The 25,951-nt window shown below is 63.7% G+C and carries 25 protein-coding genes and 1 pseudogene; 21 read left to right on the top strand and 5 right to left on the bottom strand.

Annotated elements, in window-relative coordinates; genetic code table 11:
• Positions 1–36: 36 nt before the first annotated feature.
• From rpe to trpE, 3 genes are all read left to right on the top strand, one after another.
• A complete protein-coding gene (rpe, locus tag QZ634_RS20035; protein ID WP_291991261.1) occupies positions 37–726 on the top strand; it encodes a ribulose-phosphate 3-epimerase in 690 nt (229 codons plus the stop codon).
• Positions 726–1,409 (top strand): phosphoglycolate phosphatase, encoded by a 684-nt coding sequence (locus tag QZ634_RS20030; protein ID WP_291991333.1) that lies wholly within the window; start codon positions 726–728, stop codon positions 1,407–1,409. The genes rpe and QZ634_RS20030 overlap by 1 nt, the downstream gene beginning before the upstream one ends.
• A gap of 167 nt (positions 1,410–1,576) precedes the next feature.
• Entirely contained in the window at positions 1,577–3,049 is a 1,473-nt protein-coding gene (trpE, locus tag QZ634_RS20025) for an anthranilate synthase component I (protein ID WP_291983136.1), read from the top strand.
• Between the two features lie 172 nt (positions 3,050–3,221).
• Here the strand turns inward: trpE and QZ634_RS20020 are convergent, their stop codons facing one another.
• Positions 3,222–3,620 carry a carboxypeptidase regulatory-like domain-containing protein gene (locus QZ634_RS20020; protein ID WP_291991260.1) on the bottom strand — a complete coding sequence of 133 codons (399 nt, stop codon included), beginning with the start codon at positions 3,618–3,620 and terminating at the stop codon, positions 3,222–3,224.
• A 237-nt stretch (positions 3,621–3,857) separates the two neighbouring features.
• Here QZ634_RS20020 and QZ634_RS20015 point away from each other — a divergent pair, with 237 nt between their 5' ends.
• The 11 genes from QZ634_RS20015 to QZ634_RS19965 all read left to right on the top strand — a co-directional run bounded on the left by QZ634_RS20015 (position 3,858) and on the right by QZ634_RS19965 (position 13,416).
• Positions 3,858–4,025, top strand: a complete 168-nt coding sequence (locus tag QZ634_RS20015) for a hypothetical protein (protein ID WP_291991259.1) — start codon at positions 3,858–3,860, stop codon at positions 4,023–4,025.
• A 281-nt stretch (positions 4,026–4,306) separates the two neighbouring features.
• Positions 4,307–4,879, top strand: a complete 573-nt coding sequence (locus tag QZ634_RS20010; RefSeq protein ID WP_291991258.1) for an aminodeoxychorismate/anthranilate synthase component II — start codon at positions 4,307–4,309, stop codon at positions 4,877–4,879.
• Complete coding sequence (gene trpD / locus QZ634_RS20005) at positions 4,876–5,901, top strand: anthranilate phosphoribosyltransferase (RefSeq protein ID WP_291991257.1); 1,026 nt, start codon at positions 4,876–4,878, stop codon at positions 5,899–5,901. Before QZ634_RS20010 ends, trpD begins: the two co-directional genes overlap by 4 nt.
• 29 nt (positions 5,902–5,930) lie before the next feature.
• A complete protein-coding gene (locus QZ634_RS20000) occupies positions 5,931–6,530 on the top strand; it encodes a Uma2 family endonuclease (protein WP_291991256.1) in 600 nt (199 codons plus the stop codon).
• Positions 6,527–7,315, top strand: coding sequence for an indole-3-glycerol phosphate synthase TrpC (gene trpC / locus QZ634_RS19995; RefSeq protein ID WP_291991255.1), 789 nt, complete (start codon positions 6,527–6,529; stop codon positions 7,313–7,315). The genes QZ634_RS20000 and trpC overlap by 4 nt, the downstream gene beginning before the upstream one ends.
• Positions 7,316–7,591: 276 nt before the next feature.
• Complete coding sequence (locus QZ634_RS19990) at positions 7,592–8,794, top strand: porin (protein WP_291991254.1); 1,203 nt, start codon at positions 7,592–7,594, stop codon at positions 8,792–8,794.
• Positions 8,795–9,188: 394 nt separating this feature from the next.
• Positions 9,189–10,331, top strand: a complete 1,143-nt coding sequence (locus QZ634_RS19985; protein ID WP_291991253.1) for a porin — start codon at positions 9,189–9,191, stop codon at positions 10,329–10,331.
• 189 nt (positions 10,332–10,520) lie between these two features.
• Positions 10,521–10,787, top strand: a complete 267-nt coding sequence (gene rpsT / locus QZ634_RS19980) for a 30S ribosomal protein S20 (protein ID WP_043566151.1) — start codon at positions 10,521–10,523, stop codon at positions 10,785–10,787.
• Between the two features lie 230 nt (positions 10,788–11,017).
• Entirely contained in the window at positions 11,018–11,671 is a 654-nt protein-coding gene (locus QZ634_RS19975; RefSeq protein WP_291990140.1) for a protein-L-isoaspartate O-methyltransferase, read from the top strand.
• A gap of 15 nt (positions 11,672–11,686) precedes the next feature.
• Entirely contained in the window at positions 11,687–12,040 is a 354-nt protein-coding gene (locus tag QZ634_RS19970) for a rhodanese-like domain-containing protein (protein WP_291991252.1), read from the top strand.
• A gap of 17 nt (positions 12,041–12,057) precedes the next feature.
• Positions 12,058–13,416 carry a TolC family outer membrane protein gene (locus QZ634_RS19965; RefSeq protein ID WP_291991251.1) on the top strand — a complete coding sequence of 453 codons (1,359 nt, stop codon included), beginning with the start codon at positions 12,058–12,060 and terminating at the stop codon, positions 13,414–13,416.
• Here the strand turns inward: QZ634_RS19965 and waaA are convergent.
• Positions 13,391–14,680, bottom strand: a complete 1,290-nt coding sequence (gene waaA / locus QZ634_RS19960) for a lipid IV(A) 3-deoxy-D-manno-octulosonic acid transferase (protein ID WP_291989983.1) — start codon at positions 14,678–14,680, stop codon at positions 13,391–13,393. The two genes, QZ634_RS19965 and waaA, sit on opposite strands and share 26 nt — an antisense overlap.
• Positions 14,680–15,633, bottom strand: coding sequence for a lipopolysaccharide heptosyltransferase I (waaC, locus tag QZ634_RS19955; RefSeq protein ID WP_291991250.1), 954 nt, complete (start codon positions 15,631–15,633; stop codon positions 14,680–14,682). The genes waaA and waaC overlap by 1 nt, the downstream gene beginning before the upstream one ends.
• Positions 15,634–15,856: 223 nt before the next feature.
• Here waaC and QZ634_RS19950 point away from each other — a divergent pair, with 223 nt between their 5' ends.
• From QZ634_RS19950 to QZ634_RS19935, 4 genes are all read left to right on the top strand, one after another.
• Positions 15,857–17,278, top strand: coding sequence for a mannose-1-phosphate guanylyltransferase/mannose-6-phosphate isomerase (locus QZ634_RS19950; protein ID WP_291989990.1), 1,422 nt, complete (start codon positions 15,857–15,859; stop codon positions 17,276–17,278).
• Between the two features lie 110 nt (positions 17,279–17,388).
• The gene (rfbB, locus tag QZ634_RS19945; protein ID WP_291989992.1) at positions 17,389–18,456 is read left to right on the top strand and encodes a dTDP-glucose 4,6-dehydratase; all 1,068 of its coding nucleotides are present in this window, start codon (positions 17,389–17,391) and stop codon (positions 18,454–18,456) included.
• On the top strand, positions 18,453–19,349 hold the full coding sequence (gene rfbD, locus QZ634_RS19940) for a dTDP-4-dehydrorhamnose reductase (protein ID WP_291989995.1): 897 nt from the start codon (positions 18,453–18,455) through the stop codon (positions 19,347–19,349). The genes rfbB and rfbD overlap by 4 nt, the downstream gene beginning before the upstream one ends.
• A gap of 106 nt (positions 19,350–19,455) precedes the next feature.
• Positions 19,456–20,256 carry a sulfite exporter TauE/SafE family protein gene (locus QZ634_RS19935; RefSeq protein ID WP_291989997.1) on the top strand — a complete coding sequence of 267 codons (801 nt, stop codon included), beginning with the start codon at positions 19,456–19,458 and terminating at the stop codon, positions 20,254–20,256.
• Between the two features lie 9 nt (positions 20,257–20,265).
• Here the strand turns inward: QZ634_RS19935 and QZ634_RS19930 are convergent, their stop codons facing one another.
• Positions 20,266–21,045, bottom strand: coding sequence for an enoyl-CoA hydratase-related protein (locus QZ634_RS19930; RefSeq protein WP_291989999.1), 780 nt, complete (start codon positions 21,043–21,045; stop codon positions 20,266–20,268).
• The gene (locus QZ634_RS19925; RefSeq protein ID WP_291991332.1) at positions 21,042–21,698 is read right to left on the bottom strand and encodes a GntR family transcriptional regulator; all 657 of its coding nucleotides are present in this window, start codon (positions 21,696–21,698) and stop codon (positions 21,042–21,044) included. Before QZ634_RS19925 ends, QZ634_RS19930 begins: the two co-directional genes overlap by 4 nt.
• Before the next feature lie 218 nt (positions 21,699–21,916).
• On the opposite strand from QZ634_RS19925, the pseudogene QZ634_RS19920 reads away from it, so the two are divergent.
• The 3 genes and pseudogenes from QZ634_RS19920 (at position 21,917) to QZ634_RS19905 (ending at position 25,456) form a co-directional block, all read left to right on the top strand.
• Positions 21,917–23,427: pseudogene (locus QZ634_RS19920) on the top strand (methylmalonyl-CoA mutase family protein).
• 149 nt (positions 23,428–23,576) lie between these two features.
• Positions 23,577–23,981 (top strand): hypothetical protein, encoded by a 405-nt coding sequence (locus QZ634_RS19910; protein WP_291991247.1) that lies wholly within the window; start codon positions 23,577–23,579, stop codon positions 23,979–23,981.
• Positions 23,982–25,222: 1,241 nt separating this feature from the next.
• Positions 25,223–25,456 (top strand): hypothetical protein, encoded by a 234-nt coding sequence (locus QZ634_RS19905; RefSeq protein WP_291991246.1) that lies wholly within the window; start codon positions 25,223–25,225, stop codon positions 25,454–25,456.
• Positions 25,457–25,951: the final 495 nt, after the last annotated feature.

Here is a 25,951-nt window from a genome sequence, read left to right as displayed (position 1 = left end):
GAATAGGACCTCGCTTTTTCGCCGGGTTTCCTGTTCATGCACGTCATAGCGCCGAGTATTCTTTCCGCCGATTTCGCCAGGCTTGGCGATGAGGTGATCAACGTCCTCGCCGCTGGCGCCGACTGGATTCACTTCGATGTCATGGACAACCATTACGTCCCCAACCTGACCATCGGCCCCCTGGTCTGTTCCGCCATACGCCCGCTGACAACGGCGCCGATCGACGTGCACCTGATGGTCAAGCCCGTCGACCGGATCATTCCCGACTTCGCCAAGGCCGGCGCCAACATCATCACCTTTCACCCCGAAGCTTCCGAGCACGTCGACCGTTCGCTGGCGCTGATTCGCGAATGCGGCTGCCAGGCAGGCCTGGTGTTCAATCCAGCGACGCCGCTGGACTACCTGGACTACGTCATGGACAAGCTGGATATCGTCCTGCTGATGAGCGTCAACCCGGGCTTTGGCGGGCAGACGTTCATCCCCTCGACGCTGGCCAAACTGCGCGCTGCGCGCACCCGCATCGACGCCTACCAAGGCAAGAGCGGGCGCCGCATCCGGCTCGAGGTCGATGGCGGGGTAAAGGTGGACAACATTGCCGCGATCGCCGCTGCCGGTGCCGACGCTTTTGTCGCCGGTTCGGCCGTCTTCGGCGCCGGCCGCGACAGCGACGCCAACCGCTACGACACGGTCATCGCGGCGCTGCGCGCCGAACTGGCCGGCGCATGATGGTGCCAGCACTCGCCGTGCGCGCCGTGCTCTTCGATCTGGACGGTACGCTGATCGACACCGTCCTCGACCTGCACGCCGCAGCCGACGCCATGCTCGGCGACCTCGGTCGCCCGGAAATTCCCGTGGCGGCGATTCGCAGCTACGTCGGGCGCGGCATCCCCAATCTGGTCAAGCGCGTTCTCGCCGGCAGCATGATTGCCGCCGAAGATCCCGCACCGCCGCCCAAGGAAGCGCTGGACAGTTTCCGGCACCACTACGCGATCGCCAACGGACGCCATGCCGTCCTTTTCCCCGGCGTCCGCGAAGGCCTCGAAGCCTTCCAGTCCCTGGGCCTGCCGCTCGGGGTGATCACCAACAAGGCGGAAGCTTTCTCGCTGCCATTGCTCGAACATGTCGGTCTGGCACCATTTTTCCAGGTGGTGGTCAGCGGCGACGTTCTGCCCCGCCCGAAACCCGACCCGATGCCTCTGGTCTGGGCCAGCGGCCGCCTTGGCGCCTCGCCCGCCGACGTGCTGATGATCGGCGATTCGGTGCACGATTTTCACGCCGGACGGGCCGCCGGCTGCCACGTTTTTCTCGTCCCCTACGGCTACAACGAAGGGCGCGAAGTCCGCGATCTCGCTTGCGATGCTATAGTCTCGACCCTCGCCGAAGCGGCCCAGCGCGTCAGTCACGCATGAGCACCCACGACCACGAACTGCACGCGCCGCCTGCCCGCCGGGCGGGGGCCTGGCCCTGGCGTCCCTGACGCCTGTAGGCAGACCAGCCGCCTCGTCGCGCTGCCCGGCCGCGCCGTGCAGCAGCCCGGCGCACCTCTGTTCCAGCCGTGTTTTCTTGTGGAGTTCCCATGACTGCAGCGTATTTCAATCGGCTGGCCGCCGAAGGCTACAACCGTATCCCGGTGACCCTGGAGACCTTCGCCGATCTCGACACCCCGTTGTCGATCTACCTGAAGCTGGCCAATCAGCCCTACACCTACCTGCTTGAGTCGGTACAGGGGGGCGAGCGCTTCGGCCGTTACTCGATCATCGGCCTGGCCAGCCCGACGCGCATCGTGGTCAACGCGCATCAGGTATTGGTACTCAATGGCAATCGCATTGCCGAACGCGAGGACGACACCAACCCGCTCGACTTCATTGCCAACTACATGCAGCGCTTTCGGGCGGCGCCGACGACCGGTCTGCCACGCTTCTGCGGTGGCCTGGTCGGCTGCTTCGGCTACGATACCGTGCGCTACATCGAGACCCGCCTGACGCGCTCGCAGAAACCCGACGACCTCGGCATTCCCGACATCGTCCTCCTGCTCTCCGAGGAGATTGCCGTGGTCGACAACGTCTCGGGCAAGCTGACGCTGGTGGTCTACGCCGAGCCAGGCGTTCCCGGCGCCTACCAGAAGGCGCAGGCGAGACTGCGGGAACTGCTCGCCAGGCTGCGCGAACCGGTGCGCATTCCCGCTGAAAAACCGCAGCCCTCGCAGCCGGCGACGTCGATGTTCGGTGAAACCCAGTTCAAGAAGGCGGTGGTCAAGGCCAAGCGCTACATCACCGAAGGCGACATCATGCAGGTCGTCCTTTCGCAGCGCATGAGCAAGCCCTTCAGCGCCAGCCCGATGGCCCTGTATCGTTCGCTGCGCTCGCTCAATCCGTCGCCGTACATGTTCTATTTCGACTTCGAGGACTTCCACGTCGTCGGTGCCTCACCGGAAATCCTCGTTCGCCTCGAGGGCGACACGGTGACCGTGCGGCCCATCGCCGGCACCCGCCGGCGCGGCGTGTCCTTCGACGAGGACCAGGCGCTCGCCGACGAGTTGCTGGCCGACGAGAAGGAACGCGCCGAACACGTCCAGCTCCTCGACCTCGGCCGCAACGACGCCGGTCGCGTCGCCCGCGTCGGCAGCATCAAGCTCACGGAAAACATGATCGTCGAGCGCTACTCTCACGTCATGCACATTGTCTCGAATGTGGAAGCCCGGCTGCGCCCCGAGCTGAACGCCTTCGACGTTCTCAAGGCCACCTTCCCGGCGGGAACGGTCTCCGGCGCCGCCAAGGTGCGGGCCATGGAAATCATCGACGAGCTGGAACCGGTCAAGCGCGGCATCTACGCCGGTGCGGTCGGCCACATGGGTTTCAACGGCGACATGGACCTGGCCATCGCCATCCGTACGGCCGTCGTCAAGGATGGCCAGCTGCACGTCCAGGCCGGTGCCGGCATCGTCGCCGATTCGGACCCGGCCTCGGAATGGCAGGAGACCCAGAACAAGGCTCTGGCAGTGCTGCGCGCCGCAGAACTTGCCGAGCACGGCCTCGACACGCGCTTGTGAGCCACCGACCGCCACCCGCAATGACGGTGGCTGGGGAGTGCTTGCCCGGATTTGGCGATGACGGCAGCGCCATGGAGCGGGCGAAATCCAGCCACCGCACGGGTTTCACGCGGCGATCCGGGTCGCTGCAGGTCTCATCAAGAACGCAGCACGACACCAGGGGCAATACGACCTACTCGTGCGGCCAGTAGAAATAAAGCTCCCGGCGACGACCTTCGCCAACACTGGCGGTCTTGCTGAGCACCCCGCCATTGTATTCGGCGTCGACGCGGTAGTGCCCTGGGCGCAGGCTGACGAAGAACAGAGGTCCCGGTGAATACGCATCGAGGACTGTCTGCCCCGCCGCATCCTGAATGCGCACCTTGACATCGGCCAGGTAGGCACCGCTGCCCTTCTCGACAAAAACGAGTTGCAGGTTGTACTCGTTGCGCATCGCCTCGACCTCGATCGGGTCGTCGTCACCAATACCGCCACTGACATACGGCACCGCGGCGCCGGCCGCGCAGACGACTCCCAGCGAGAGCAGGCTTGCGCCGAGAAATTTTGCCAGCAAATCCTGAAATCCTTGCATGTCTGATCTCCTCCTGAATGGCCTTGGCGAAAACTCGAGATTCCCGGACCAGCGCCGCGAATGACGGAAAGCCGCTGCGCAACACGCAGAACACGAGCGGGGATCGATGCTGCCCAATGAACGCGTGGCTGCGGTAACAGCTTATCAAGGGTAATGGCCGGCGATGCGTTCTGAGCGGGAATGCGGTGGCGTCTGCGTCATGCTAGTCAGTATGACTAATTTATCAAAGCCGTCACCGTGCATGGCCGCGACGAAGTCGTCATCATCGCCACCGAAGAGTTTCGCCGTCTCAAGGGCGTTCGCACCGGCCGGGCATTGATCGCGGCATTGCAAGCCTCGCCGCACCGCGATATCGATCTTGAACCCCAGCGCGTGCCGATGTCCGTGCCGGACTTGAGCCTGTGACGGATTGGCTGCTCGATACGAATGTCCTGTCCGAGCTGCGTCGTCCGCGGCCCGCGCCGCCGTCAAGGCGCGGCGCTTGCCTTACCAGGGGCAATCACGGTGCCTGAGCGGCGCCGTGGTGGTTTGAGCCGGAGCCGATATGGGCGACAATAGTCGTTTTCGTGCATTCGCTTCCAGACCATTGGCACGAGGGTGGCAATCGAAACAGCGGGTATCAACGAGGGCATTGAACCCGACCATCCGGACCGCTGGCCCTAGAGAACAAAAAGGATAGGCCCTGCATGCTGTTGATGATCGACAACTACGACTCCTTTACCTACAACCTCGTGCAGTATTTTGGCGAGTTGGGGCAGGAAGTCAGGGTATTCCGCAACGATGCCATTTCGCTCGCCGAGATCGCGCGTCTCGACCCGGCCCTGCTGGTCATTTCTCCCGGCCCATGCACGCCGGCACAGGCGGGAATCTCGCTGGCCGCGATTCGTGAGTTTGCCGGCAGGATTCCACTGCTCGGCGTCTGCCTCGGTCACCAGGCCATCGGCGAGGCCTTCGGCGGCCGCGTGGTGCACGCGCACAAGCTGATGCATGGCAAGGTATCGCCGGTCGAGCACAGCAACCAGGGCGTTTTCCGCGGCCTGCCGAATCCGCTGACCTGCACTCGCTATCACTCGCTGGCGGTTGAGCGCCACTCCCTGCCGGACTGCCTGGAGATTACCGCCTGGACCGACGACGGCGAGATCATGGGCCTGCGCCACCGTACCCTGGCCGTCGAAGGCGTTCAATTCCATCCCGAATCGATCCTCACCGAACGCGGCCACGACCTGTTGAAGAACTTCCTCGAGGAGCACCACCAATGAAAGCACAGGAGGCCCTGGCGCGAGTCGTCGAACACCGCGAGATCTTTCACGACGAAATGGTTTCCCTGATGCGCCAGATCATGGGTGGCGAAGTGACGCCGGTCATGATTGCGGCGATCATCACCGGCCTGCGCGTCAAGAAGGAAACCATCGGCGAAATCTCGGCAGCGGCGCAGGTGATGCGGGAATTGTCGACCAAGGTAACCGTCAGCGACCGTGCGCACCTGGTCGATACCTGCGGCACCGGCGGCGACGGCGCGCAGACCTTCAACATTTCGACGGCCGCGATGTTCGTCGCCGCGGCAGCCGGAGCCCGGGTAGCCAAGCACGGTGGCCGCTCGGTGTCATCGCAGTCGGGCAGCGCCGACGTTCTCGAGGCGCTTGGCGTGAATATCAACCTCACCCCGGAACAGGTCGGACAGTGCATCGACGAAGTCGGCATCGGCTTCATGTTCGCCCCCAATCACCACAGTGCGATGAAGCACGCGGCGCCGGTTCGCCGCGAGCTGGGTGTGCGTACCCTGTTCAATATCCTCGGCCCGCTGACCAACCCGGCCGGCGCGGAAAGCCAGGTTCTCGGCGTCTTTCATCCCGACCTGGTGGGAATCCAGGTGCGTGTTCTGCAGCGACTCGGCAGTTCGCGCGCGCTGACCGTTTTCGGGCGCGAAGGTCTCGACGAAATCTCGATCGCCGGCGAAACGCTGGTCGGCGAACTGAACGACGGCCGCATCGACGAGTACACCGTCCACCCCGAGCAATTCAATCTGCCGCTGCACGATCCCGCGGCCTTGCGCGTGGCCAACGTCGAGGAGTCGAAGGCGATGTTGCTGGCCACCCTGCAGAACAAGAGCGGTGCGGCGCGTGACATCGTCGCCCTCAACGCCGGCGCGAGCATCTACGTCAGCGGTCTTGGCGATACGCTGGCCGACGGCGTCGAGCGGGCTTTCGAAGCCATCGCCTCGGGCGCGGCCCTCGCCAGGCTCGACGAGTTCGTCGCGTTCACGCGCGACTTCTCGGCGTGATCAGCCGCTTGGCGAGGGAGACACAAGGCATGGCCATCCCGCAAACTGAAGAGCCCTTCGATGCTGCCGCCTACCTGGCCTGGGAAGAAGTGCAGGCAGAGCGGCACGAATACGTCGCGGGCGAGGTCTTTGCCATGGTCGGCGTGCGCCAGTCGCAAAATGTCGCCACACTGAACCTTGCCAGCACCCTGCGCCAAGCCCTCAAAGGCACGCCATGTCGCGTCTTCGTCGAATCGGTCAAGGCCCGCGTCGAAGCTGCGAATTGCTTCTTCTATCCCGACGTACTCGTCACCTGCGACCCACGCGACCGCTTGACGCCCGATTACGTCAGCCACCCCGTGCTGGTCGCCGAAGTCCTCTCCGAGTCGACCGCGGCCTTCGACCGCGGCAGCAAGTTCGCCGCCTATCGCATGCTTGACAGCCTGCAGGACTACGTCCTCATCGACCTGGCGGCACAACGCATCGAAGTCTTCCGGCGCGACTCCGAAAATCACTGGGTCCTGCACGATTATGGCCCTGGCGAGAACGTCGAACTGGCGTCTCTGGCACTGCAGATGCCGGTTGGCCAGATATTCGAAGACACGGAAGAAGACGCCACGGTACCGGCCGCGGAGGCAGCGCCACGATGAGCGACATCCTCAAGCGCATTCTTGCCGTCAAGCACGACGAAGTCGCGACTGCGCAAGCGGCCACCCCCCTGATCGAGCTACGTGCCACCGCCGAAAGGCAGCCGGCGGCACGCGACTTCGTCGGCAGCATCCGCGCCAGAATCGCGGCCACGCAGCCGGCGGTGATCGCCGAAATCAAGAAGGCCAGCCCGTCCCGCGGCGTGCTGCGTGCCGATTTCCACCCCGCCGAGATCGCTGCCAGTTATCAGCGCCACGGCGCGGCGTGTCTGTCGGTACTCACCGACAGCCCGTTTTTCCAGGGCTCGCCCGCGTATCTGCAGGCGGCGCGTTCAGCCTGCGCCCTGCCCGTATTGCGCAAGGACTTCCTGGTCGACGCCTATCAGGTCTTCGAAGCACGCGCGATGGGTGCAGATGCGATCCTGCTCATCGCCGCGGCGCTCGATTTGCCGAGCATGCTTGACTTCGAGGCCGTCGCCGCCAGCCTCGGGATGGGCGTCCTCGTCGAAGTGCACGATGGCCACGAACTCGAGCTCGCCCTGCAACTCGCCACACCGCTGATCGGCATCAACAACCGCAACCTGCGCAGCTTCGAGGTCAGCCTGCAGACGACCCTGGACCTCCTGTCATCGACCCCTGGAGATCGCGTCGTGGTCACCGAAAGTGGCATCCTTGCCCGCAGCGACGTCGCCCTGATGCGCGACCACGGCGTCAATGCCTTTCTTGTCGGTGAAGCCTTCATGCGCGCCGGCGAACCCGGCGAAGCGCTCGCGGCCCTGTTTGCCTGACCTCGCCCGATCGACCGCTGGTCGACCGGAACCGGTCTGCGCCCAACACCCACAACCCGTATGACGAGGCGTCGCGAACCGGTCAGCGCAGGAAATTGGCAGGCTTGTTGCAAAAACCCAACACTATGTTCCCAACAAGCCACTAAAGCGCTCGGGGAACTTGCCGCGCTTGGCGGCGTTTGCCACAATCACTTCAACTTCTCGTCTTTACCGAGAGGCCCAGTTTGATGAAGCACCAGTTGGATTCATTGATCGCAAACATAGAGGAGATTCACCATGCAAAAGAAACTTATCGCACTGGCCGTTGCCAGCCTGGCCTCGGGCGCTGCTTTTGCCCAGACCAACGTCACCGTTTACGGTGTTGCTGACGCCGGCTACGTTTATAGCTCGGGCAGCGCGGGCAAGGACGACTTCCAGAACGGCGACAAGATCGGCGGCAACAACACCTTCAGCGGCATCCAGTCCGGCCTGCTGAGCGGTTCGCGTATTGGCTTCAAGGGCGAGGAAGCCCTCGGCAACGGCCTCAAGGCGGTCTTTACCCTCGAATACTCGCTCGGCATCGACGGCAACGGTGGTATCGGCAGCGGTACCGGGAGCTCTTTGAATTCCCGTCAGCAGTTCGTCGGCCTGCAAAGCGACAAGCTCGGTACTGTCGCCCTGGGCCGTCAATATGCTCCCGGCTATCAGGCCACGGTCAATAACGACCCGTTTGCTGGCGCCGCCTTCGCGCCGACGGCTTTCCTGACCACTAACGCAGCCAACACCATCAATCCGGGCAGCCTTGCCCGCTGGAATAACGCTGCCACCTACACTTCGCCGAACTGGAGCGGCTTCACCGCCAAGGCCAACTACAGTTTTGGTGAACGCGCCGTAAATGGTATGTTCAACAGCAAGGACACCAGCACCACCGACAACGGCATGTTCGGCATTGGTGGCAACTATTCCAATGGGCCACTGAACATCGACCTGGTTTACCAGACGCATCAGAAAGTCTATGGACTATACGGTTCCGTTCCAGCTTTTGGTGCGAACTTCTCCGGCACCGGTGACGGAAAAGACATTAACGAGTACTACATCGGCGGCTCCTATGACTTTAAGGTCGTCAAGGTCATGGGTTCGTGGCAGCAACAGAATGACAAGAACCCGCTCACCAATACCACGCTGGGCAATCTCGACAACACGATCTGGACAGTTGGCGCAGTCGTCCCGGTCATGGCCGCGAGCAACATCCTCTTCAGCTACGGCAATCTGGGCTGGGATATGGGCCGCGCTCCCGATGGCGAGAAGCTGTTTAACAACAACAGCCAATCGGCCGCCCTGGGTTGGACGACAGCCATGTCCAAGCGCACCACCCTGTACGCTGGTTACGTCTGGACCTCCAACGACAACTACAGCAGCGCAAGCGCGCCAGTGGCCGGCGTCGGTGCGGTGAACGAAGACAACAACACCTTCCTGGCTGGTGTGCGTCACACCTTCTGATTCCACCGGATCAGCTAGTATGTAAGACGGGCGCTACGGCGCCCGTTTTTTTTTTGCGTTCATCAGCCAATCCACTAGCCCTGCGTAGCGTATAGAGCCCGCGCCACTATCGCCCGTGCCGGTGACCATAGCGCCGCGACCCCACTCGGCCACCCACTCACCCCGGGGATGTAATTCACATGGCATCGCCATGCGCCGCCCGCAAAGGGGGCTGTGGCAGAAACACAACAATTACTCCTTTCTGCACCAATCGACGCTTGTCGCGCTTGCCCACCTCCCTACAGTTTGCCAAACTCTGTCCAGCCATTTCGCAGCGCTGCCTCAGTCACAGCAGGTCATTTCGGCGCAAAGCGAACAGTCCAATTGATGAAAAACGACACCGGAGATTACTGATATGCAAAAGAAACTCATCGCGCTGGCCGTTGCCAGCCTGGCTTCAGGCGCTGCGCTTGCCCAGACCAACGTCACCATCTACGGCGTCGTCGATGCCGGTTACGTTTACAGTTCGGGTAGCGCCGGTCCCGGCATGGGGACGAATACCTTCAGCGGCATCGCCTCGGGAATCGCCGCCGGTCCGCGCCTCGGCTTCAAGGGCGAAGAAGCGCTAGGTAACGGCCTCAAGGCGGTATTCACGCTGGAGTACGCGCTGAACATCGACGGTAACTACGGCATCGGTAACAACGGCGCCGACGGGTCTCTCAACGCCCGTCAGCAGTTCGTCGGCCTCTCCAGCGACAAGCTCGGTACCGTCGCCCTTGGCCGCCAGTACTCGCCTGGCTTCAACGCAGCCGCCCGCAACGACGCTCTCGACGCAACCGACATGGCCATACAATCCAGCCTCAGCGCCCTGTCCGGAATGACGATCACGCCGAACAGCCCGGCCCGCTTCGACAACTCGGTCACCTATACCAGCAACAGCTACTCGGGCTTCACCGTTAGCGCCATCTACGGCTTCGGAGAGAGCAATCTCGGCGGCTACAACAACGCCAGCACCTCGGACAACGGCAAGGCTGGCCTCGGCGTCAACTACGCCAACGGCCCGGTGAACGTCGACTTGGTCTACCAGTCGCGCACCAATGTCGTCCTGCCCAATCCCGCCCCGCCTCCGGTTGAGGCACCGGGTAGCGGCAAGAGCATAAACGAATGGTACGTTGGCGGTAGCTACGACTTCAAGGTTGTCAAAGCTTTTGCCAGCTATCAGTCACTCGACAACAATGCTGGTTTCCTGGTCAATGGCATCGACGACAGCAAGCTCTGGACCCTCGGCGTAAATGCGCCCGTTGGTCCCGGCACGCTGGCTTTCAGCTACGGCAAACTGTCACTTGACAAGAAGAACGCCCCCGACGGCGATAGCTGGGGCGCAGGCACCATGTACACCTACCCGCTCTCGAAGCGCACCGCGGTGTACGCAGCGTACAGCTACTTTAACAACGACAATCACTCCATTCCCGGGCAGGCGATCATCACCCCGGGCCTGATTGGCGCGCCAGGCGAAAGCAACTACACGGTCGGTGGCGGCCTCGTGCATAGCTTCTGAGTTGCCGTCTCTTGATGGCAGAAAAAACGGGCGCCTGGCGCCCGTTTTTTTCTCGCCCGCCGGATTCCCGATTATCGCGACGAGCAAAAAAGCCACACCCCGACCGACGGGCGCTTGCTTCCCTTGGCCTGCCCCTGTACAATCCTCGCCTTTCGCTGCAACCAACCGCTTTCATAGGAACGAATATTCATGGCCAATAGCGCACAAGCTCGCAAACGAGCCCGCCAAGGCGTCAAGCAACGCATCCACAACGCCGGCCTGCGCTCGACGCTGCGGACCGCCGTGAAGCGCGTTCAGAAGGCGATCGTGGCAGGCGACAAAGCTGCTGCCCAAAGCATTTTTCAGGAATCAGTCGCGGTGATTGATCGTATCGCCGACAAGAACATCATTCACAAGAACAAGGCCGCTCGCCAGAAGAGCCGCCTCTCGGCCCAGATCAAGGTTCTCGGCGCCTAAGCCCGGACAGGGCTCGATAAGCAGCGACAGCGGCACCTCAGGGTGCCGCTTTTTTTTCGCCCTGCGACCAACGGTGAGCACTTCGGCACGGCCTGCAGGAGCGCCGAACCGCGCCACGGCAGCCGAGGCAAGACCCTGGTCAGATAGCAGGGTATAATTTCGCTGAAGATCGCATATTAGATCGTGCTAATATGGCTATATTGATGAGGAATGCCATGACAGCGGTGAAGATGGATATGGAACAGGCTCGCTTCAACATGATCGAGCAGCAAATCCGCCCTTGGGAGGTGCTCGATCCGGAAGTGCTGGCGGTTCTTGACGCGGTGAAGCGCGAACAGTTCGTACCGGCCGCCTACCAGATGCTGGCCTTTGCCGACATCGAGCTGCCGATCGGCAATGGCCAGACCATGCTGCAACCCAAGATCGAGGCGCGCATTCTCCAGGAAGTGGCCGTCAAGAACGCCGACATCGTGCTCGAGGTCGGTACCGGCAGCGGCCATATGGCCGCCCTTCTGGCGACCAAGGCCGAGTATGTCTATAGCGTCGAGATCGATCCGCTGCTCGCCGAAACCGCCAGGGCCAACCTGGAGCAGGCGGGAGTGGCCAACGTCAGCGTTGAAACCGGCGACGCGTCCGAGGCGTGGCCGACGCAGGGACCCTACGACGTGATCGTCGTCTCCGGCTCGTTGCCCGAGTTGCCCGAAGCCTTCCTGCAGCAGTTGAAGATCGGTGGCCGTCTGGCAGCGTTCATCGGTGAGCGACCGGTGATGCAGGCCCGCCTGACGACGCGCACCGACGAGAAGGCCTTCAACACGATCAATCTTTTCGAAACCATCGTCGCGCCGCTGCGCACGGCAAAGCCGCGCCAGCGCTTCGTTTTCTGACGCTTCCGAGACCAGATGCAGCAGCTCTCGGCGACCCAGCTGAAGGAATGGTTGACGGCAAGCACCTCGGCGGGCGGCAGTGGCGGGTCGCCAGCACGCCGGCGACCACTGCTGCTCGATGTCCGCGAGCCCTGGGAGTTCGAGCTTTGCCACCTTGCCGACTCACTCCTCCTGCCCATGCAGAGCGTACCGGCGCGCATTGACGAGCTCGAGCGCGATGCCGACATCGTCGTCATCTGCCATCACGGCGTGCGTAGCCGGCAGGTTGGCGGCTTTCTCGAGCGGCAGGGCTTCACTTCGATCTACAACCTCAGCGGCGGTGTCGACGCGTGGGCGAATGACGTCGATCCGGCGATGCACAAATATTGAAAGCGAGTTCGAAAAACATGTCCGTGAAACCCGGCGCCCGGAAGTTTGGCCCCCGGAAGTTTGGCCTCCTCCTGGCCGCACTTTTCTCTGCAGCTCCCGCGTTCGCCGCCGACCTCCTGCAGGTCTATCGTGATGCCCTGACCTACGATGCGCAGTACGCTGCCGCGCGCGCCAGCGCTGCTGCCGGGCGCGAAAAGGAGCCGCAAGCGCTGGCCGGATTGTTGCCGACGATTGCGGCGACCGGCAACACCTTCTGGAACGACACCACCTACAAGGTCAAGGTTAACCCACTCAGCGACTCGTATCGGAACAAGTACAACAGCAACAGTTACGGGGTCAACCTGACGCAGCCGCTGTTCCGCTGGCAGAATTTCGTTCAATACGACCAGTCGAAGCTGCTGGTCATGCAGAGCGAAGCCACTTTCGCCCAGGCGGGCCAGGATCTGGTCCTGCGTGTCGCGCAGGCCTACTTCGACGTCCTCTTCGCGGTCGAGAACCTGCGCGCCGTGCAGGCCAACAAGACAGCGATCGCGCAGCAACTTGCGCAGGCGAAGAAGAACTTCGAGGTCGGCATCGCCACGGTGACCGACACCTACGAATCACAGTCGCGCTACGACCTGGCCACCGCGCAGGAGGTTGCTGCCGACAGCGAACTGGCGGTAAAGCGCTATGCGCTGAGCGTGCTCACCGGCAAGGACGTCGGCGAGCTGAATCGGCTCAAGCCGAAAGCCGTCATGCAGCCGCCACAACCGGCAAACATGGAACAATGGGTCAGCGCTGCCGAGAACGATAGCTTTGTCGTCCAGGCGCAGCAGGCGGCCAGCGAAGCGGCGGCCAAGGCTGTCGAGGTGAGCAAGGCGGGGCACTACCCGACGCTGGACATGGTCGCCAACGTCAACCAGAACAACGGTCCCGGCCAGTTTGGTGTCGGCTCGATCGACAACACCACCCGCCAGGTGGGTCTGCAGCTCAATATCCCCATATTTCAGGGTGGCTCGGTCAACTCGAAGACCCGCGAAGCGATCGCCAGGCGCGACGCCGAACAGGCTGCGCTCGACAATGCCAGACGCAGCTCGACGCTCAACGCACGTCAATCCTACCTGGGGGTGGTCAACGGCCTCGCCGGCGTCCAGGCGCTGGAAGCCGCGCTGGTTTCCGGCCTCAGCTCGCTGGAATCGAACCGGCTTGGTTACGAGGTCGGCGTACGCATCAACATCGACGTCCTCAACGCCGAGAATCAGGTCTATGTCACCCGCCGCGACCTGGCCAAGGCGCGTTTCGACACCCTGCTCGCCCAGCTCCGCCTGAAAGCCGCCGTCGGCGCGCTCGGCGAAGCCGACCTGGAGAAGATCAACAGCCTTTTCGAGGCCCCGTAAGCGTCTCGATCAGCGCCACGGTACGCGCCGTGGCGCCGCGATGCGCCTGACTGAACGCCGTCGCCGCAGCGCGCATGGTCAGCAGTTCCGCCGGCTGGGCAAACAGTTCGCCGGCCACCAGCGCCGCCTGGCCGGCGTCGACGATTCGCCGCGCAGCGCCACAGGCCACGGCATCGTCACTGGCCTGGGCGAAGTTGAAGCTGTGCGGACCCAAGAGCAGCGGACAGCCACAGGCCGCGGCCTCGATCAGGTTCTGTCCGCCAAACGGCAGCACCGTGCCCCCCATCAAGGCCAGATCCGCCAAGGCGTAGTAGGCGGCCATTTCACCCATGCTGTCGCCCAGCCAGACGCGGGTCTCGCTGCCTGGCAGTTGCGCTGAGCTTCGCTGGCGGAAAGCCAACTTGCGGGCGGCAAGCAGCGCGGCGACCTCGGCAAAACGCTGCGGGTGGCGAGGGACGAGGACCAGCAGGAGGTCGGCAACGCCCACCGCTGCCAGGGCGTCGAGCAGCAGCGCCTCCTCCCCTTCCCGGCTGCTGGCCAACAACCACACCGGCCGCTGGCCAACGGCTTGCCGCCAGTGCGCGCCAAGCTGCAGCTTGTCCGCCGGCGGCGTGACGTCGAATTTCAGATTGCCGCAGACGCTCGGCTGGCGAGCACCCAGGTGCTGCAGGCGTTCGCCGTCGGCCTTCGTTTGCGCGGCGACCGCACTCAGCGACGCCAGCGTCGGTCGGATCAGGCGGCTCAGCCGCTGGTAGCCGCGCAAGGAGCGCGCCGACAGGCGCGCGTTGATCAGCGCCATCGGCACGCGCCGCCGGCGCGCCACGTCGATCAGGTTTGGCCACAGCTCGGTTTCCATCAGCAATCCGACGCGCGGCCGAAAATGATCGAGAAACCGCCCGCAGGCGTCCGGCAAGTCGTACGGCAGGTAGGCCTGTTGCAGCCGCCCGGGATGTGTCGCCAGCAACTCGCTGCCGGTTTCCCGGCCGGTCGGCGTCATATGGGTGAGCAGCAGGTCATGGTCCGGATAGGCAGCCAGCAGCGCGTCGATCAGCGGTGCGGCGGCGCGCGTCTCACCCACCGAAACGGCGTGCAGCCAGAGCAGCGGCCGCTGCCGGGCCGCCAGCGGCGGATAGAAACCATGGCGCTCGCCAAGATGTTGCACATACGCCGGCTGGCGGCGGGCGCGCCAGAGCAGCCGCAGCCAGACCAGCGGCAGCGCCAGGTAGAAGAGCAGCGAATAGGCGAGAAGGGCCAGACGCGCCATCAACGCAGCGCCTGCTCGGCAACCCTCAGCACCTCGCCGGTCGACGGCGGCGCGCCGCTACGACCGAGGTTGCGCACGAAACCGCTGCCGTAGACGCCGGTCAAGGCCGGATCGGTAGCGACGTAGAGGGCAATCACCGGCACGCGCAAGGCAGCCGCAAGGTGCGCCAGGCCGGTATCGACACCGATCGTCAGGTCTGCCCGCGCGATCAGGACGGCGACCTGCGGCAGCGACAGGGGTGGCGGCACGATGGCCCCGTCCAGGGCGGCGGCGATACGCTCGGCCCGCTGCCGCTCGAGCGCACTGCCAGCCGGAAGAACCGGCGTCAGCCCACGCTCCAGCAAGGCGCGACCAAGCACGCACCAGTTCGCCTCGTCCCACAGCTTGTCGTCGCGACTGGTCGCCGTCAGCAGGATGACCGACCGACCCCGCGCAGGACCAGCGCCATCGATGGCCGGTGCCGAAATACCGTAGTCGAGCACCAGGTCGACCGGATAGTCGAAAGCCGCGGCGGCCAGCCAGCGGTTGCGTTCGACCGCGTGCACGTTGCGCGGGATGACAAAGGTTTCATCGTAGAAGCGCGCTGCAAGCGGCTCACGCGCCGATTCGGCGGCGTAGCCGTAGCGCCTGCCGCTTGCCTGGCGGGCAATCAGCGCGCTTTTCAGCAAGCCTTGGGTGTCGAGTACGGCGTCGTAAGTCCGGGAAACGATGCGGGCGCGAAAAGCGCGCACTTCGCGCCAGGTCACCAGCCGCGAGAGATTCTTTCGCCAGCGCCTGATGGCCACCGGGATGACCTCGTCGACCGCCGGATGCAGCCGCGCAATGTCGGCGAACGATTCTTCGACGCACCAGTCGATCGACGCTTCGGGGAAGCTATGGCGCAGATCACTGACGACTGGCAAGTTGTGGATTACGTCACCGAGCGACGAGGTTTTTACCAGTAGGATGCGCATCGGTGGGCCAGTTCAGGGGAAAAGGGGCGGCAAGCGGGAAGAGTGCATTATAGAAGATGGCGCGCGCCGCCAGCCGCCTTGCCGGCCGCCCCTGTCGGCCAGCGCTTGCCGGCACTCGCCTACACTCCTCGCCGCCGCCCGCGAGGGGCAAAACGCGGCAGCGCTATAATGCTGCCTCCCAAATCCCTTGGCGGCAAGCCTGCAGCAACTGGAGACGCTGAAAATGAACACCTCTGTGATCCGCCCGGTAATCCTCTGTGGAGGCTCGGGCACCCGTCTGTGGCCGCTGTCACGAACGCACTACCCGAAGCAGTTTCTCCGCCTGGTCGACGACTTCTCGCTGCTGCAGAACACCGTGCGCCGCCTCGACGGTATCGCCGGACTCGGCGGCGCGATTGCCGTCGCCAACGAGAACCATCGCTTCCTGGTCGCCGAGCAGTTCTTCGAGATCGGCCAGAAAGCCGACATTCTCCTCGAACCGGCCACACGCAACACCGCACCGGCAGTCGCCGCGGCCGCGGTGCACGCCATCGGTACCGGCACGCAGCAGGACCCGCCACTGCTCCTGGTGCTGCCCTCGGACCATGTCATCGCCAACGTGGCCGCTTTCCAGGACGCGGTCAGGGCAGCGATTCCACACGCCGACGCCGGCGCCCTGGTCACTTTTGGCGTCGTCCCTGACCGTCCCGAAACAGGTTACGGCTACATCCGTCGCGGCGAGGCCGTGGCCGGCGGTTATGCGCTCGATCGCTTCGTCGAGAAGCCCGACGGCGAAACCGCGCAGCGCTACCTCGATTCCGGCGACTACTTCTGGAACAGCGGCATGTTCCTCTTCCGCGCCGACAGCTACCTCGACGCCCTCGAGCGCTACGCGCCGGAAATCCGCGAGTGTGTCACGGCGGCTGTCGCCAGCGACCGCTGCGACCTCGACTTCGTACGCCTCGATCACGCCGCTTTCGTCGCCAGCCCCTCGAAGTCGATCGACTACGCGGTGATGGAAAAGACCGACCGTGGCGTGGTCATTCCACTCGATGTCGGCTGGAACGACATCGGCGCCTGGGACGCGATGGCGGCGCTGGGCCAGGCCGACGGCAACGGCAACACACAACGCGGTGACGTGCTGAGTATCGACACCCGCAATTCGATTCTCCTCTCCGAAGGGCAATTGCTGGCCACCGTCGGGGTCAGCGAACTGATCGTCGTCGCCACTCCCGACGCCGTACTTGTCGCCGACAAGTCAAAAGCGCAGGAAGTCAAGGCGGTGGTCGAGGAGCTGAAGCGCTCGGCGCGCAGTGAAACCGAACTCAGGCACATCGTTCATCGCCCCTGGGGCAGCTACGAAGGGCTGGCGCATGCGCCGCGCTATCAGGTCAAGCGTATCCTGGTGAAAGCTGGCGCCAGCCTCAGTCTGCAGAAGCATCATCACCGTGCCGAGCACTGGGTGGTCGTCAAGGGAACGGCGCTTATCGTGCGCGGCGACGAAACCCTGTTGCTGTCCGAAAACCAATCGACCTATATCCCGCTCGGCGTCGTCCATCGTCTGGAAAACCCCGGCAAGATCGACCTCGAGATGATCGAGGTCCAGTCCGGCAGCTATCTTGGCGAGGACGATATCGTCCGTCTGCAGGACAGCTACGGTCGCTGACTCGAAAGCGGTAGGCCGCGCGTCCCGGCTGGCGGGCTGTACCCGATGCCTGCGCCTGACTGCGCCGACACCGCTTCTCCCGTTTACCCTCCCTCTGAAAGGACCTGTACATGATTCTGGTCACCGGCGGCGCCGGCTTCATCGGCGCAAACTTCGTCCTCGACTGGCTGGCACAAAGCGACGAGGCGCTGATCAACCTCGACAAGCTCACCTACGCCGGCAATCGCGAGAACCTCGCGACGCTGGCCGGCGACCCGCGGCACATCTTCGTGCACGGTGACATCGGCGACAGCCAGCTCACCGCCAGCCTCCTGGCGCAATACCAGCCGCGCGCGATCGTGAACTTTGCCGCCGAGTCACACGTCGATCGCTCGATCCATGGCCCCGAGGACTTCATCCAGACCAACATCGTCGGCAGCTTCCATCTCCTCGAAGCGACGCGCGCCTATTGGGGCACACTGGCGGACCCGGCCAGGCAGGGCTTCCGCTTCCTGCACGTGTCGACCGACGAAGTGTATGGCTCATTGCGCAGCGACGAAGCGGCTTTCAGCGAGACGCACGCCTACGAGCCGAACAGCCCGTACTCGGCAAGCAAGGCGGCCAGCGACCATCTCGTGCGCGCCTACCACCACACCTACGGGCTGCCGGTGCTGACCACCAACTGCTCGAACAACTACGGTCCCTACCATTTCCCGGAAAAGCTGATCCCGCTGATGATCGTCAACGCCCTCGCCGGAAAAGCCCTGCCGGTCTATGGCGACGGCCAGCAGATCCGCGACTGGCTGTACGTCAAGGATCACTGCACGGCCATCCGCCGCGTGCTCGAAGCCGGTCGCCCGGGCGAAACCTACAACGTCGGCGGCTGGAACGAGCAACCCAACCTCGACATCGTGCACACCGTCTGCCAACTGCTCGACGAACTTCGTCCGCGCGCCGACGGCCAGCCCTATCGCGAGCAGATCACCACCGTCGCCGACCGGCCGGGTCACGACCGCCGCTACGCCATCGACGCGCGCAAGATCGAGAACGAGCTCGGCTGGAAACCGGCAGAAACCTTCGCCACCGGCATTCGCAAGACCGTGCTCTGGTACCTCGAAAACCAGCAATGGGTGCACAACGTACAGTCCGGAAGCTACCGCGACTGGGTCGAAAAGAACTACGGCGAACGCGAGAAATGAGGATCCTGCTCTTCGGCAAGCGCGGACAGGTCGGCTGGGAATTGCAGCGCAGCCTGGCGCCGCTCGGGACTATCGTCGCCCTCGATCGCGAAGGCGATGGTCAGCTGTGCGGCGATTTCACCAAGCTCGACGGCCTGGCGGCCTGCGTGCGCGCAGTCGCTCCCGACGTCATCGTCAATGCGGCCGCGCACACGGCGGTGGACAAGGCCGAAGCGGAACCCGCGCTGGCCAGAACGCTCAACGCGCTGGCGCCCGGCGTGCTGGCCGAGGAAGCCAGCCGCCTCGGCGCCTGGCTGGTGCACTACTCGACCGACTACGTCTTTGACGGCAGCGGCGAGAGGCCCTGGCAGGAAAACGACGCGACCGCCCCACTGAGCGTCTACGGACAAAGCAAACTCGCGGGCGAACAGGCGGTCGCCGCTTGCGACAAACACCTGATCTTTCGCACCAGTTGGGTCTACGCCGCGCGTGGCAACAACTTTGCCCGCACCATGCTGCGCCTGGCCGGCGAGCGCGACCGGCTGCAGGTCATCGCCGACCAGATAGGTGCGCCAACCGGCGCCGAACTGCTCGCCGACGTCACCGCACTGGCGCTGCGCAGCGTTCGGCCACAGCCGCAGCTGGCGGGACTCTATCATCTGGCAGCCGGTGGCGAGACCAGCTGGCACGGCTACGCGCGACACGTCGTCGAGTTCGCCGGCCAGGCCGGCGAGAGCCTCCGCGTCGCCCCGTCGGCCATCGAGGCGGTGCCGAGCAGCGCCTACCCCCTGCCCGCGCCGCGACCGCTGAACTCGCGCCTGGAGACGCGCAAGCTGCAGACGACGTTCGATCTATGCCTGCCCGATTGGCGGGTCGGCGTCGACCGCATGCTGGCCGAAATCCTCGAAAAGTAGGAGCGCATCACCGCCATCGCCCGCGGGCAGACGCGGTGCGGCACCCGATTCGTGGGATGATAGGTCGTCTTGGCACAGTCGGTTGTTGACCTGAAGGGAGTCTGCCTTGCTCTGGTGGCTCGCATACATCGCGCTCGGATTGTTCACCGGCTTCTTCGCCGGCATGCTCGGCATCGGCGGCGGACTGGTGATGGTCCCGACACTGACCATGATGTTCGCCGCGCAGGCTGGATTTCCGGCCAACGAGGTCCTCCATCTGGCGCTCGGCACGTCGATGGCCACGATCCTGTTTACCTCGCTGGCCAGCCTGCGCGCCCACCATCAGCATGGCGCCGTGCTCTGGAAAATCGTCTTCCAGATCACCCCGGGGATTCTGCTCGGCACCCTGCTTGGCACCTTCTTCGCCGGCAGCGTACCGTCGAGGCCGCTGGCCCTCTTCTTCACCGTTTTCGTCTGCCTGGTCGCTGCGCAGATGATCCTCAACCTGAAGCCGAAAGCGGCGCGCGAGCTGCCCGGCTTCGGCGGTGTCTTCGCCGTCGGCAGCGGCATCGGCGCGGTCTCGGCGCTGGTCGCCATCGGCGGCGGATCGCTCACCGTCCCTTTCCTGACCTGGTGCAATGTCCGTGTTCAGCATGCCATCGGGACATCCGCGGCAATCGGCTTTCCGATCGCCTTTGGCGGTTCTCTGGGTTACATTTTCAACGGCTGGGGACAGACCGATCTGCCGCCGTGGAGCCTCGGCTACGTCCACCTGCCGGCTTTCGTCTGGCTGGTGCCGTCGAGCATGCTGATTGCGCCACTCGGCGCGAGACTCGCCCACCGCCTGCCGGTGGCCACCCTGAAGCGTCTTTTCGCCGGCATCCTGATCGTCCTTGCCGGGAAGATGATGTGGGGTCTGTTCGCCTGATGGCGGCGATCAGCGGCCGGTGAATTGCGGCTTGCGCTTTTCCATGAATGCCGCCAGGCCTTCACGATAATCGTCGCTATCGAGAAAAGCGAACGAGGCGCGCAGTTCCTCGTCGCTGAGCGGACCACCCTGCTGCAACCGGCGTAGCCACTGCTTGTGCCAACGGGCAACCAGCGGTGCACCGGCGCAAATTCGACCGGCGCTGGCGTAGGCCTCGTCGACGACGTCGGCATCGGCAACGACGCGGGTGACGAGGCCTTTGCTCAGCGCTTCCGCGGCGCCGAGGATACGCCCTTCGAGCAGGATTTCGAGCAGGCATGCCGGCCCAGCCAGACGAAGAAGACTCGCCATTTCGGCGGGATACATGGAAAAACCGAGCCTGTTGATCGGTGCGCCGAAACGCGACGACTGCGCGCAGATGCGCAGGTCGCACTGCGCGGCAATCTCCAGCCCGCCACCGATACACGCCCCCTGCAGCAACGCGATCGTCGGCTGACGACAGTCGGCCAAAGCCTGCAAGGCGGCTCCCGCTTGCGCGTGGTAGGCCATCGCCCGGTCCACCGTGTCTCGCCGGCTGAGAAACTCTTCGATGTCGCCACCGGCGGCGAAAGCCTGATCACCATCGCCGCGGACGATGACGCAGCGCAGCTGATCGTCGCCCGACAGTTCGGCGACGATCTCGGCCAGGCTCTGCCACATGGCGAAGTCGATGGCGTTGAGCTTGCCCGGATTGGAGAGGGTGACCGTGGCCACATTTTCCGCGCGCGTGCACAGAACACGCCCGCTCATGTCGCCAGTTCTTGAGCGACGTGGCTCCTGGCCAGTGCCTGGCGTCCGGCCAGAATGTGATCGTGCATCGCCGCTTGCGCGCCCGCCGCGTCGCCGGCCTTGATCGCCGCCAGGATGGCCGCGTGTTCGACGAGCGACTGCTGCAGGCGGCCGTCAATGCTCAGTGAAAACAGGCGCGTCAGTTTGAGCACCTTGCGCAGGTCCTGGATCACCTGGCGCAATCTGCGGTTGCCGGACATTTCCTGGATCTGGTAGTGAAACGCCTGATTGGCCTCGAAGAAACGCGCGATCTCGTTGCTCTCGGCGAACTGTTCCAGTTGCCCGTGCAGCGCATCGAGCCTGGCCAGGTCTTCGGGCTGGGCCCGCGTCGTCGCTTCGAGGGCGCAACGCCCTTCGAGCATGGCCATCAAGGGGAAGATGTCATCGAGATCCTGCTCGGAGACCTCGGTAACAAAGCAGCCACGGCGTGGCCGCAGTGTCACCAGGCCTTCGGAGGCCAGCACCTTCAGCGCCTCGCGCAGCGGCGTCCGGCTGATCCCGTAATCGAGCGCCAGCGCCTGCTCGTCGATTCTTGCGCCCGGGAGCAACTCATGCGCAAAGATTCTCTGCCGTAGTCGTTCAGCGACTTCCTGATAGAGGGCAGTCTGGGCGATTTGACTCGGATTCCATCGATCTCTTTATTGCCGATTCGTTCAGGGTCTCAGGCGAGACCTTGCTTTCATAATTATGGATACAGTATTATTCGTCGGGCGGGGTGTCAAGCGTTACAGTCATCTGTCCGCCGTTGTGGCTCTCCTGGTCGGTATAATTCCTAGAGTCGTCGGGGGCGAGAGCCCCACCCCATTCCTCTGATTCCGTGAAAGGTTCCGTCATGTCCAACGCGAACAATCCTGCACCCGCTGATTCGTCAAACCTCGATGCCTGGAAAAAGGCAGCCGCCAAAGCGCTGCGCGGTGCCGAGCTTGACACACTGAACTGGGTCACTCCTGAAGGAGTGGTCGTCAAGCCGCTGTATACCAGCAAGGATCTGGAAGGCCTGCCCTACACCGACACGCTGCCCGGCCTCGCCCCCTTCGTTCGCGGCCCGCAGGCCACCATGTATACCGGCCGGCCATGGACCATTCGCCAGTACGCCGGCTTCTCCACCGCTGAAGCGTCGAATGCCTTCTACCGCAAGGCGCTGGCCGGCGGCGGCCAGGGCGTCTCGGTGGCCTTCGACCTGGCCACCCACCGTGGCTACGACTCCGACCATCCGCGCGTCACCGGTGACGTCGGCAAGGCTGGCGTGGCAATCGACTCGGTCGAAGACATGAAGATTCTCTTCGACGGCATCCCGCTCGAGAAGATCTCGGTATCGATGACCATGAACGGTGCCGTCCTGCCGATTCTTGCCGGCTACATCGTCGCCGCCGAAGAACAGGGCGTGCCGCAGGACAAGCTCTCGGGGACCATCCAGAACGACATCCTCAAGGAGTTCATGGTCCGCAACACCTACATTTACCCGCCGCAGCCGTCGATGAAGATCATCTCCGACATCATCGGCTACACCGCACAGCACATGCCGAAGTTCAACTCGATCTCCATTTCGGGTTATCACATGCAGGAAGCCGGTGCGACGCAGGCGCTCGAACTGGCGTTCACCATTGCCGACGGGCGCGACTACGTGCGCACGGCGATCGCTTCCGGCCTGGACGTCGACGCCTTTGCCGGCCGGCTTTCGTTCTTCTTTGCCATCGGCATGAACTTCTACCTGGAAGTGGCCAAGCTGCGCGCCGCGCGCCTGCTGTGGTGGAAAGCCATGCAGGAGTTCGAACCGAAGAATCCCAAGTCGAGCATGTTGCGTACGCACTGCCAGACCTCCGGCTGGTCGCTGACCGAACAGGACCCCTACAACAACGTCGTACGCCACGACCATCGAGGCCATGGCCGCCGTTTTTGGCGGCACGCAGTCGCTTGCACACCAACGCCCATTGACGAGGCGATCGCCCTGCCCACCGAGTTCTCGTCACGCATTGCCCGCAACACGCAGCTGGTCATCCAGGAAGAGACGCACATCACCAACGTCATCGACCCCTGGCCGGCTCGTACATGATGGAGAAACTGACCCAGGATCTCGCCGACGAGGCCTGGAAAATCATCGAAGAAGTCGACAGCATGGGCGGCATGACGCACGCCGTCGAATCCGGCTGGGCGAAGATGAAGATCGAGGGCTGCGCAGCCGACAAGCAGGCGCGTATCGACTCGGCAAGGACGTCATCGTCCGGCGTCAACAAGTACAAGCTAGCCAAGCAGGACGACCCTCGAAATCCGCGACATCGACAACAACGCCGTCCGCGACTCGCAGATCGCCCGCCTGAAGAGCGTCCGCGCCGGTCGGGATAGCGACAAGGTCAACCGCCGCACTTGCCGACCTCACGCGCGGCCGAGACCAAGGAAGGCAACCTGCTCGACCTCGCCGTCAAGGCGATGCGCCTGCGCGCTTCGGTCGGCGAGGTTTCCGACGCCATGGAAAAGATTCTACGGGCGTTTCCGTGCCACCCCAACAGACCGTTTCCGGAGTCTACGGCGCGGTCGTCGAAGGCATCGCGAGCTGGGAAGCGCTGAAGGCCGAGATCGCCAAGTTCAATGACGACGAAGGCCGGCGGCCGCGCATCATGGTCGCCAAACTCGGTCAGGATGGCCACGACCGAGGCGCCAAGGTGGTGGCTACCGCCTTTGCCGACCTCGGCTTAGGACATTCGACGTCGGCCCGCTCTTCCAGACCCCTGGAAGAAGCGGCGCGGCTTGCCTCGAAAACGACGTGCATGCGGTCGTGTAATCGCGCTACGCACGCCGGCCACAAGGACGCGTTGCCGGCGCTGGTCAAGGCGCTCAAGATCCGGCGCCGACGACATCATGTCCTTCGCCGGCGGGGTGATCCCGCGCAGGGACTATGAATTCCTGTACAGTCGGGCGCCAAGGCCATACTTCGGAACCGGGAACGCGTATCGAAGGATAGGTTCGGCGATGGACCATCATCAGCAGAGATCGCAATAGCCCGCGCTCTGCTGAACCGGCCCACCGATGCTGTCAGCATGGTATGACCCACTCTTCAACCGCTGGTATGGCAACGGTGACAGCATCCGTCCGGCGTCCTAGCGCGCCGTCGGCGAGCGTGGCGATAAGCCATCACGCTCGTAGAGTCGCGCGCAATGATCATCAGCGTCGGGACCGAAGGTTGTAACGGGACGATGCTCCATACCGGGCGACCATCCGCGTCGGGCATCTCGGCGCCACCGGCGCGCAAGTCACTTTTATCGAATCGCTGGCCCTGTACCTGATCCGACGCGCAGCGCGTCGGCGTGCGCGACCGCGACCGTCGTCTGTCGTCTCCGGAGGCTCGATTCGGCGAAAGACGCGCATGGGTTGCTCTGCCAGCCGAGACGAAAGAGTTCATCCGCCCCAGCCCTCCGGGGTGCGCATGGGCGGGGTTGCGACAAGACGCGCGAGGACGCTCTCTGAGAAGCCGGCGCTTCGACGTGATCATAGTCGAGTACCGCCATCGGTGCGGCCAATCCGAAAAAAACACGGTGGCCGGCATGGTCGATGCGTCGTCCTGCTGTCAGTGCCGCAGGTACAGCACGATGACCTGCAGGCAATAACAGAAGGGAATTTGTGCGAGAATGCCGACTGATCGTCTTCACTAAGGCCGCCAGATATCGACGCAACGCGGCCTGCCGCCGCTGCGCGCAGTCGATGCGGCGGCGCTGACCATGCTGCGCTGAGCGCCAGCCCAAACTGGCGGCCGCCGCCGGTGCTGACCTGCAGCGCGCTGGGGCAAGCGACGCATCGCCGAGTTCTGGGCCGAATATCGAGCGCTACCAGGCGCGATGACGACACGGCGAAGTCGAACAAAAGCGCCGCAGACAAGGCGGTGAGATCTGGTGGGGAGCATGCTCGATTCAGGTCTGCGCCGCTACTTTCGCGCCCACCCGGCAGTCGCGCGGCAGCCTGCCACCGATCTTTGCGCGATCGTCGCCGAGGGGCGGGACGACGCCCGGTGCGGCAGAGTCACGGTCTGCTGACGCAGATGAAGGAATGAATGTTTCGAGTCGCATCAGGATAGTCCGACTTGAAAACGCGTAGTTCTGAGGTTTGAAGTAGTTCTGATTGAACCGAACGTAGGGAAGTAAACCTTATGCACGACATTATCGGACAGCGTGCAGAAAAGCGTGCGGCTGGCGCGCCGGTGGTTGGCCAGACAGAAACGCATCGACAGCAAGAACCACGCAAAGGGAAAGCTGTCCGCCGCGAGCGCATCGAGCTGTTGCTCGACAGTGGCTCTTCGAAGATGGGACATGTTCACAGGCGCACCGATGTCACGACCTTCGGAAATTGGCGACAGTCGGTTACCGGCGACCACGGTGAGTGATTGGCGCGGGCCGGATCACGGGCGGGCTGAATGTTCGTGTTTTCGCAGGAACTGTCACGGTTTCGGGGGCTCGCTGTCGAAGCGCACGCGAAAAAGATCTGCAAGGTGAGGACAACGCGATCAAGGTGGAGCGCCGGTCATCGGTCGCAACGATCTAGGGGGGGCGCAGCATTCAGGAGCGGGCGCGCGCGGGCCGGCTACGACCCGTCTTTCAGCGAACGTTCTCGCCGCCGGCGTCGTTCCGCAGATTTCTTGCTCATGGGCCCTGTGCGGCTGGGGCGTTTATAGCCAGTCGAGACCGACGTAATTTTCATGTCAAGGACTCGTAGTACATGTTCGGTCCAACGGCCCCGAAGTGGTTCAAGACGGTGACCATGAGGACGTCACCGGCTGAAGAATGGGAGGCCGCACGTCACCCATACAGCAATTCCGGGTCGCCGATTGGCTTCGAAAAACGAGTCGAGCGTTGATGATGATGCGCCGCTTCATCAGTTT

The sequence above is a fragment of the Candidatus Accumulibacter sp. ACC007 genome (assembly GCF_907163205.1).
GTDB classification, from domain to species: Bacteria; Pseudomonadota; Gammaproteobacteria; order Burkholderiales; family Rhodocyclaceae; genus Accumulibacter; species Accumulibacter regalis.
The sequence above is the reverse complement of the archived record's forward strand: the minus strand, read 5'-3'. Positions and strand labels throughout refer to the sequence as shown.

Coding starts and splice junctions, on each gene's coding strand:
- QZ634_RS19985 (WP_291991253.1), top strand. CDS start 9,189: ATGCAAAAGAAACTCATCGCGCTGGCCGTTGCCAGCCTGGCTTCAGGC.
- trpD (WP_291991257.1), top strand. CDS start 4,876: ATGAAAGCACAGGAGGCCCTGGCGCGAGTCGTCGAACACCGCGAGATC.
- rpe (WP_291991261.1), top strand. CDS start 37: ATGCACGTCATAGCGCCGAGTATTCTTTCCGCCGATTTCGCCAGGCTT.
- rfbD (WP_291989995.1), top strand. CDS start 18,453: ATGAGGATCCTGCTCTTCGGCAAGCGCGGACAGGTCGGCTGGGAATTG.
- QZ634_RS19950 (WP_291989990.1), top strand. CDS start 15,857: ATGAACACCTCTGTGATCCGCCCGGTAATCCTCTGTGGAGGCTCGGGC.
- QZ634_RS19965 (WP_291991251.1), top strand. CDS start 12,058: ATGTCCGTGAAACCCGGCGCCCGGAAGTTTGGCCCCCGGAAGTTTGGC.
- QZ634_RS19990 (WP_291991254.1), top strand. CDS start 7,592: ATGCAAAAGAAACTTATCGCACTGGCCGTTGCCAGCCTGGCCTCGGGC.
- QZ634_RS20020 (WP_291991260.1), bottom strand. CDS start 3,620: ATGCAAGGATTTCAGGATTTGCTGGCAAAATTTCTCGGCGCAAGCCTG.
- waaC (WP_291991250.1), bottom strand. CDS start 15,633: ATGCGCATCCTACTGGTAAAAACCTCGTCGCTCGGTGACGTAATCCAC.
- rfbB (WP_291989992.1), top strand. CDS start 17,389: ATGATTCTGGTCACCGGCGGCGCCGGCTTCATCGGCGCAAACTTCGTC.
- QZ634_RS20000 (WP_291991256.1), top strand. CDS start 5,931: ATGGCCATCCCGCAAACTGAAGAGCCCTTCGATGCTGCCGCCTACCTG.
- QZ634_RS19970 (WP_291991252.1), top strand. CDS start 11,687: ATGCAGCAGCTCTCGGCGACCCAGCTGAAGGAATGGTTGACGGCAAGC.
- trpE (WP_291983136.1), top strand. CDS start 1,577: ATGACTGCAGCGTATTTCAATCGGCTGGCCGCCGAAGGCTACAACCGT.
- QZ634_RS20010 (WP_291991258.1), top strand. CDS start 4,307: ATGCTGTTGATGATCGACAACTACGACTCCTTTACCTACAACCTCGTG.
- rpsT (WP_043566151.1), top strand. CDS start 10,521: ATGGCCAATAGCGCACAAGCTCGCAAACGAGCCCGCCAAGGCGTCAAG.
- waaA (WP_291989983.1), bottom strand. CDS start 14,680: ATGGCGCGTCTGGCCCTTCTCGCCTATTCGCTGCTCTTCTACCTGGCG.
- QZ634_RS20030 (WP_291991333.1), top strand. CDS start 726: ATGGTGCCAGCACTCGCCGTGCGCGCCGTGCTCTTCGATCTGGACGGT.
- trpC (WP_291991255.1), top strand. CDS start 6,527: ATGAGCGACATCCTCAAGCGCATTCTTGCCGTCAAGCACGACGAAGTC.
- QZ634_RS19975 (WP_291990140.1), top strand. CDS start 11,018: ATGGATATGGAACAGGCTCGCTTCAACATGATCGAGCAGCAAATCCGC.
- QZ634_RS19905 (WP_291991246.1), top strand. CDS start 25,223: ATGCACGACATTATCGGACAGCGTGCAGAAAAGCGTGCGGCTGGCGCG.
- QZ634_RS19930 (WP_291989999.1), bottom strand. CDS start 21,045: ATGAGCGGGCGTGTTCTGTGCACGCGCGCGGAAAATGTGGCCACGGTC.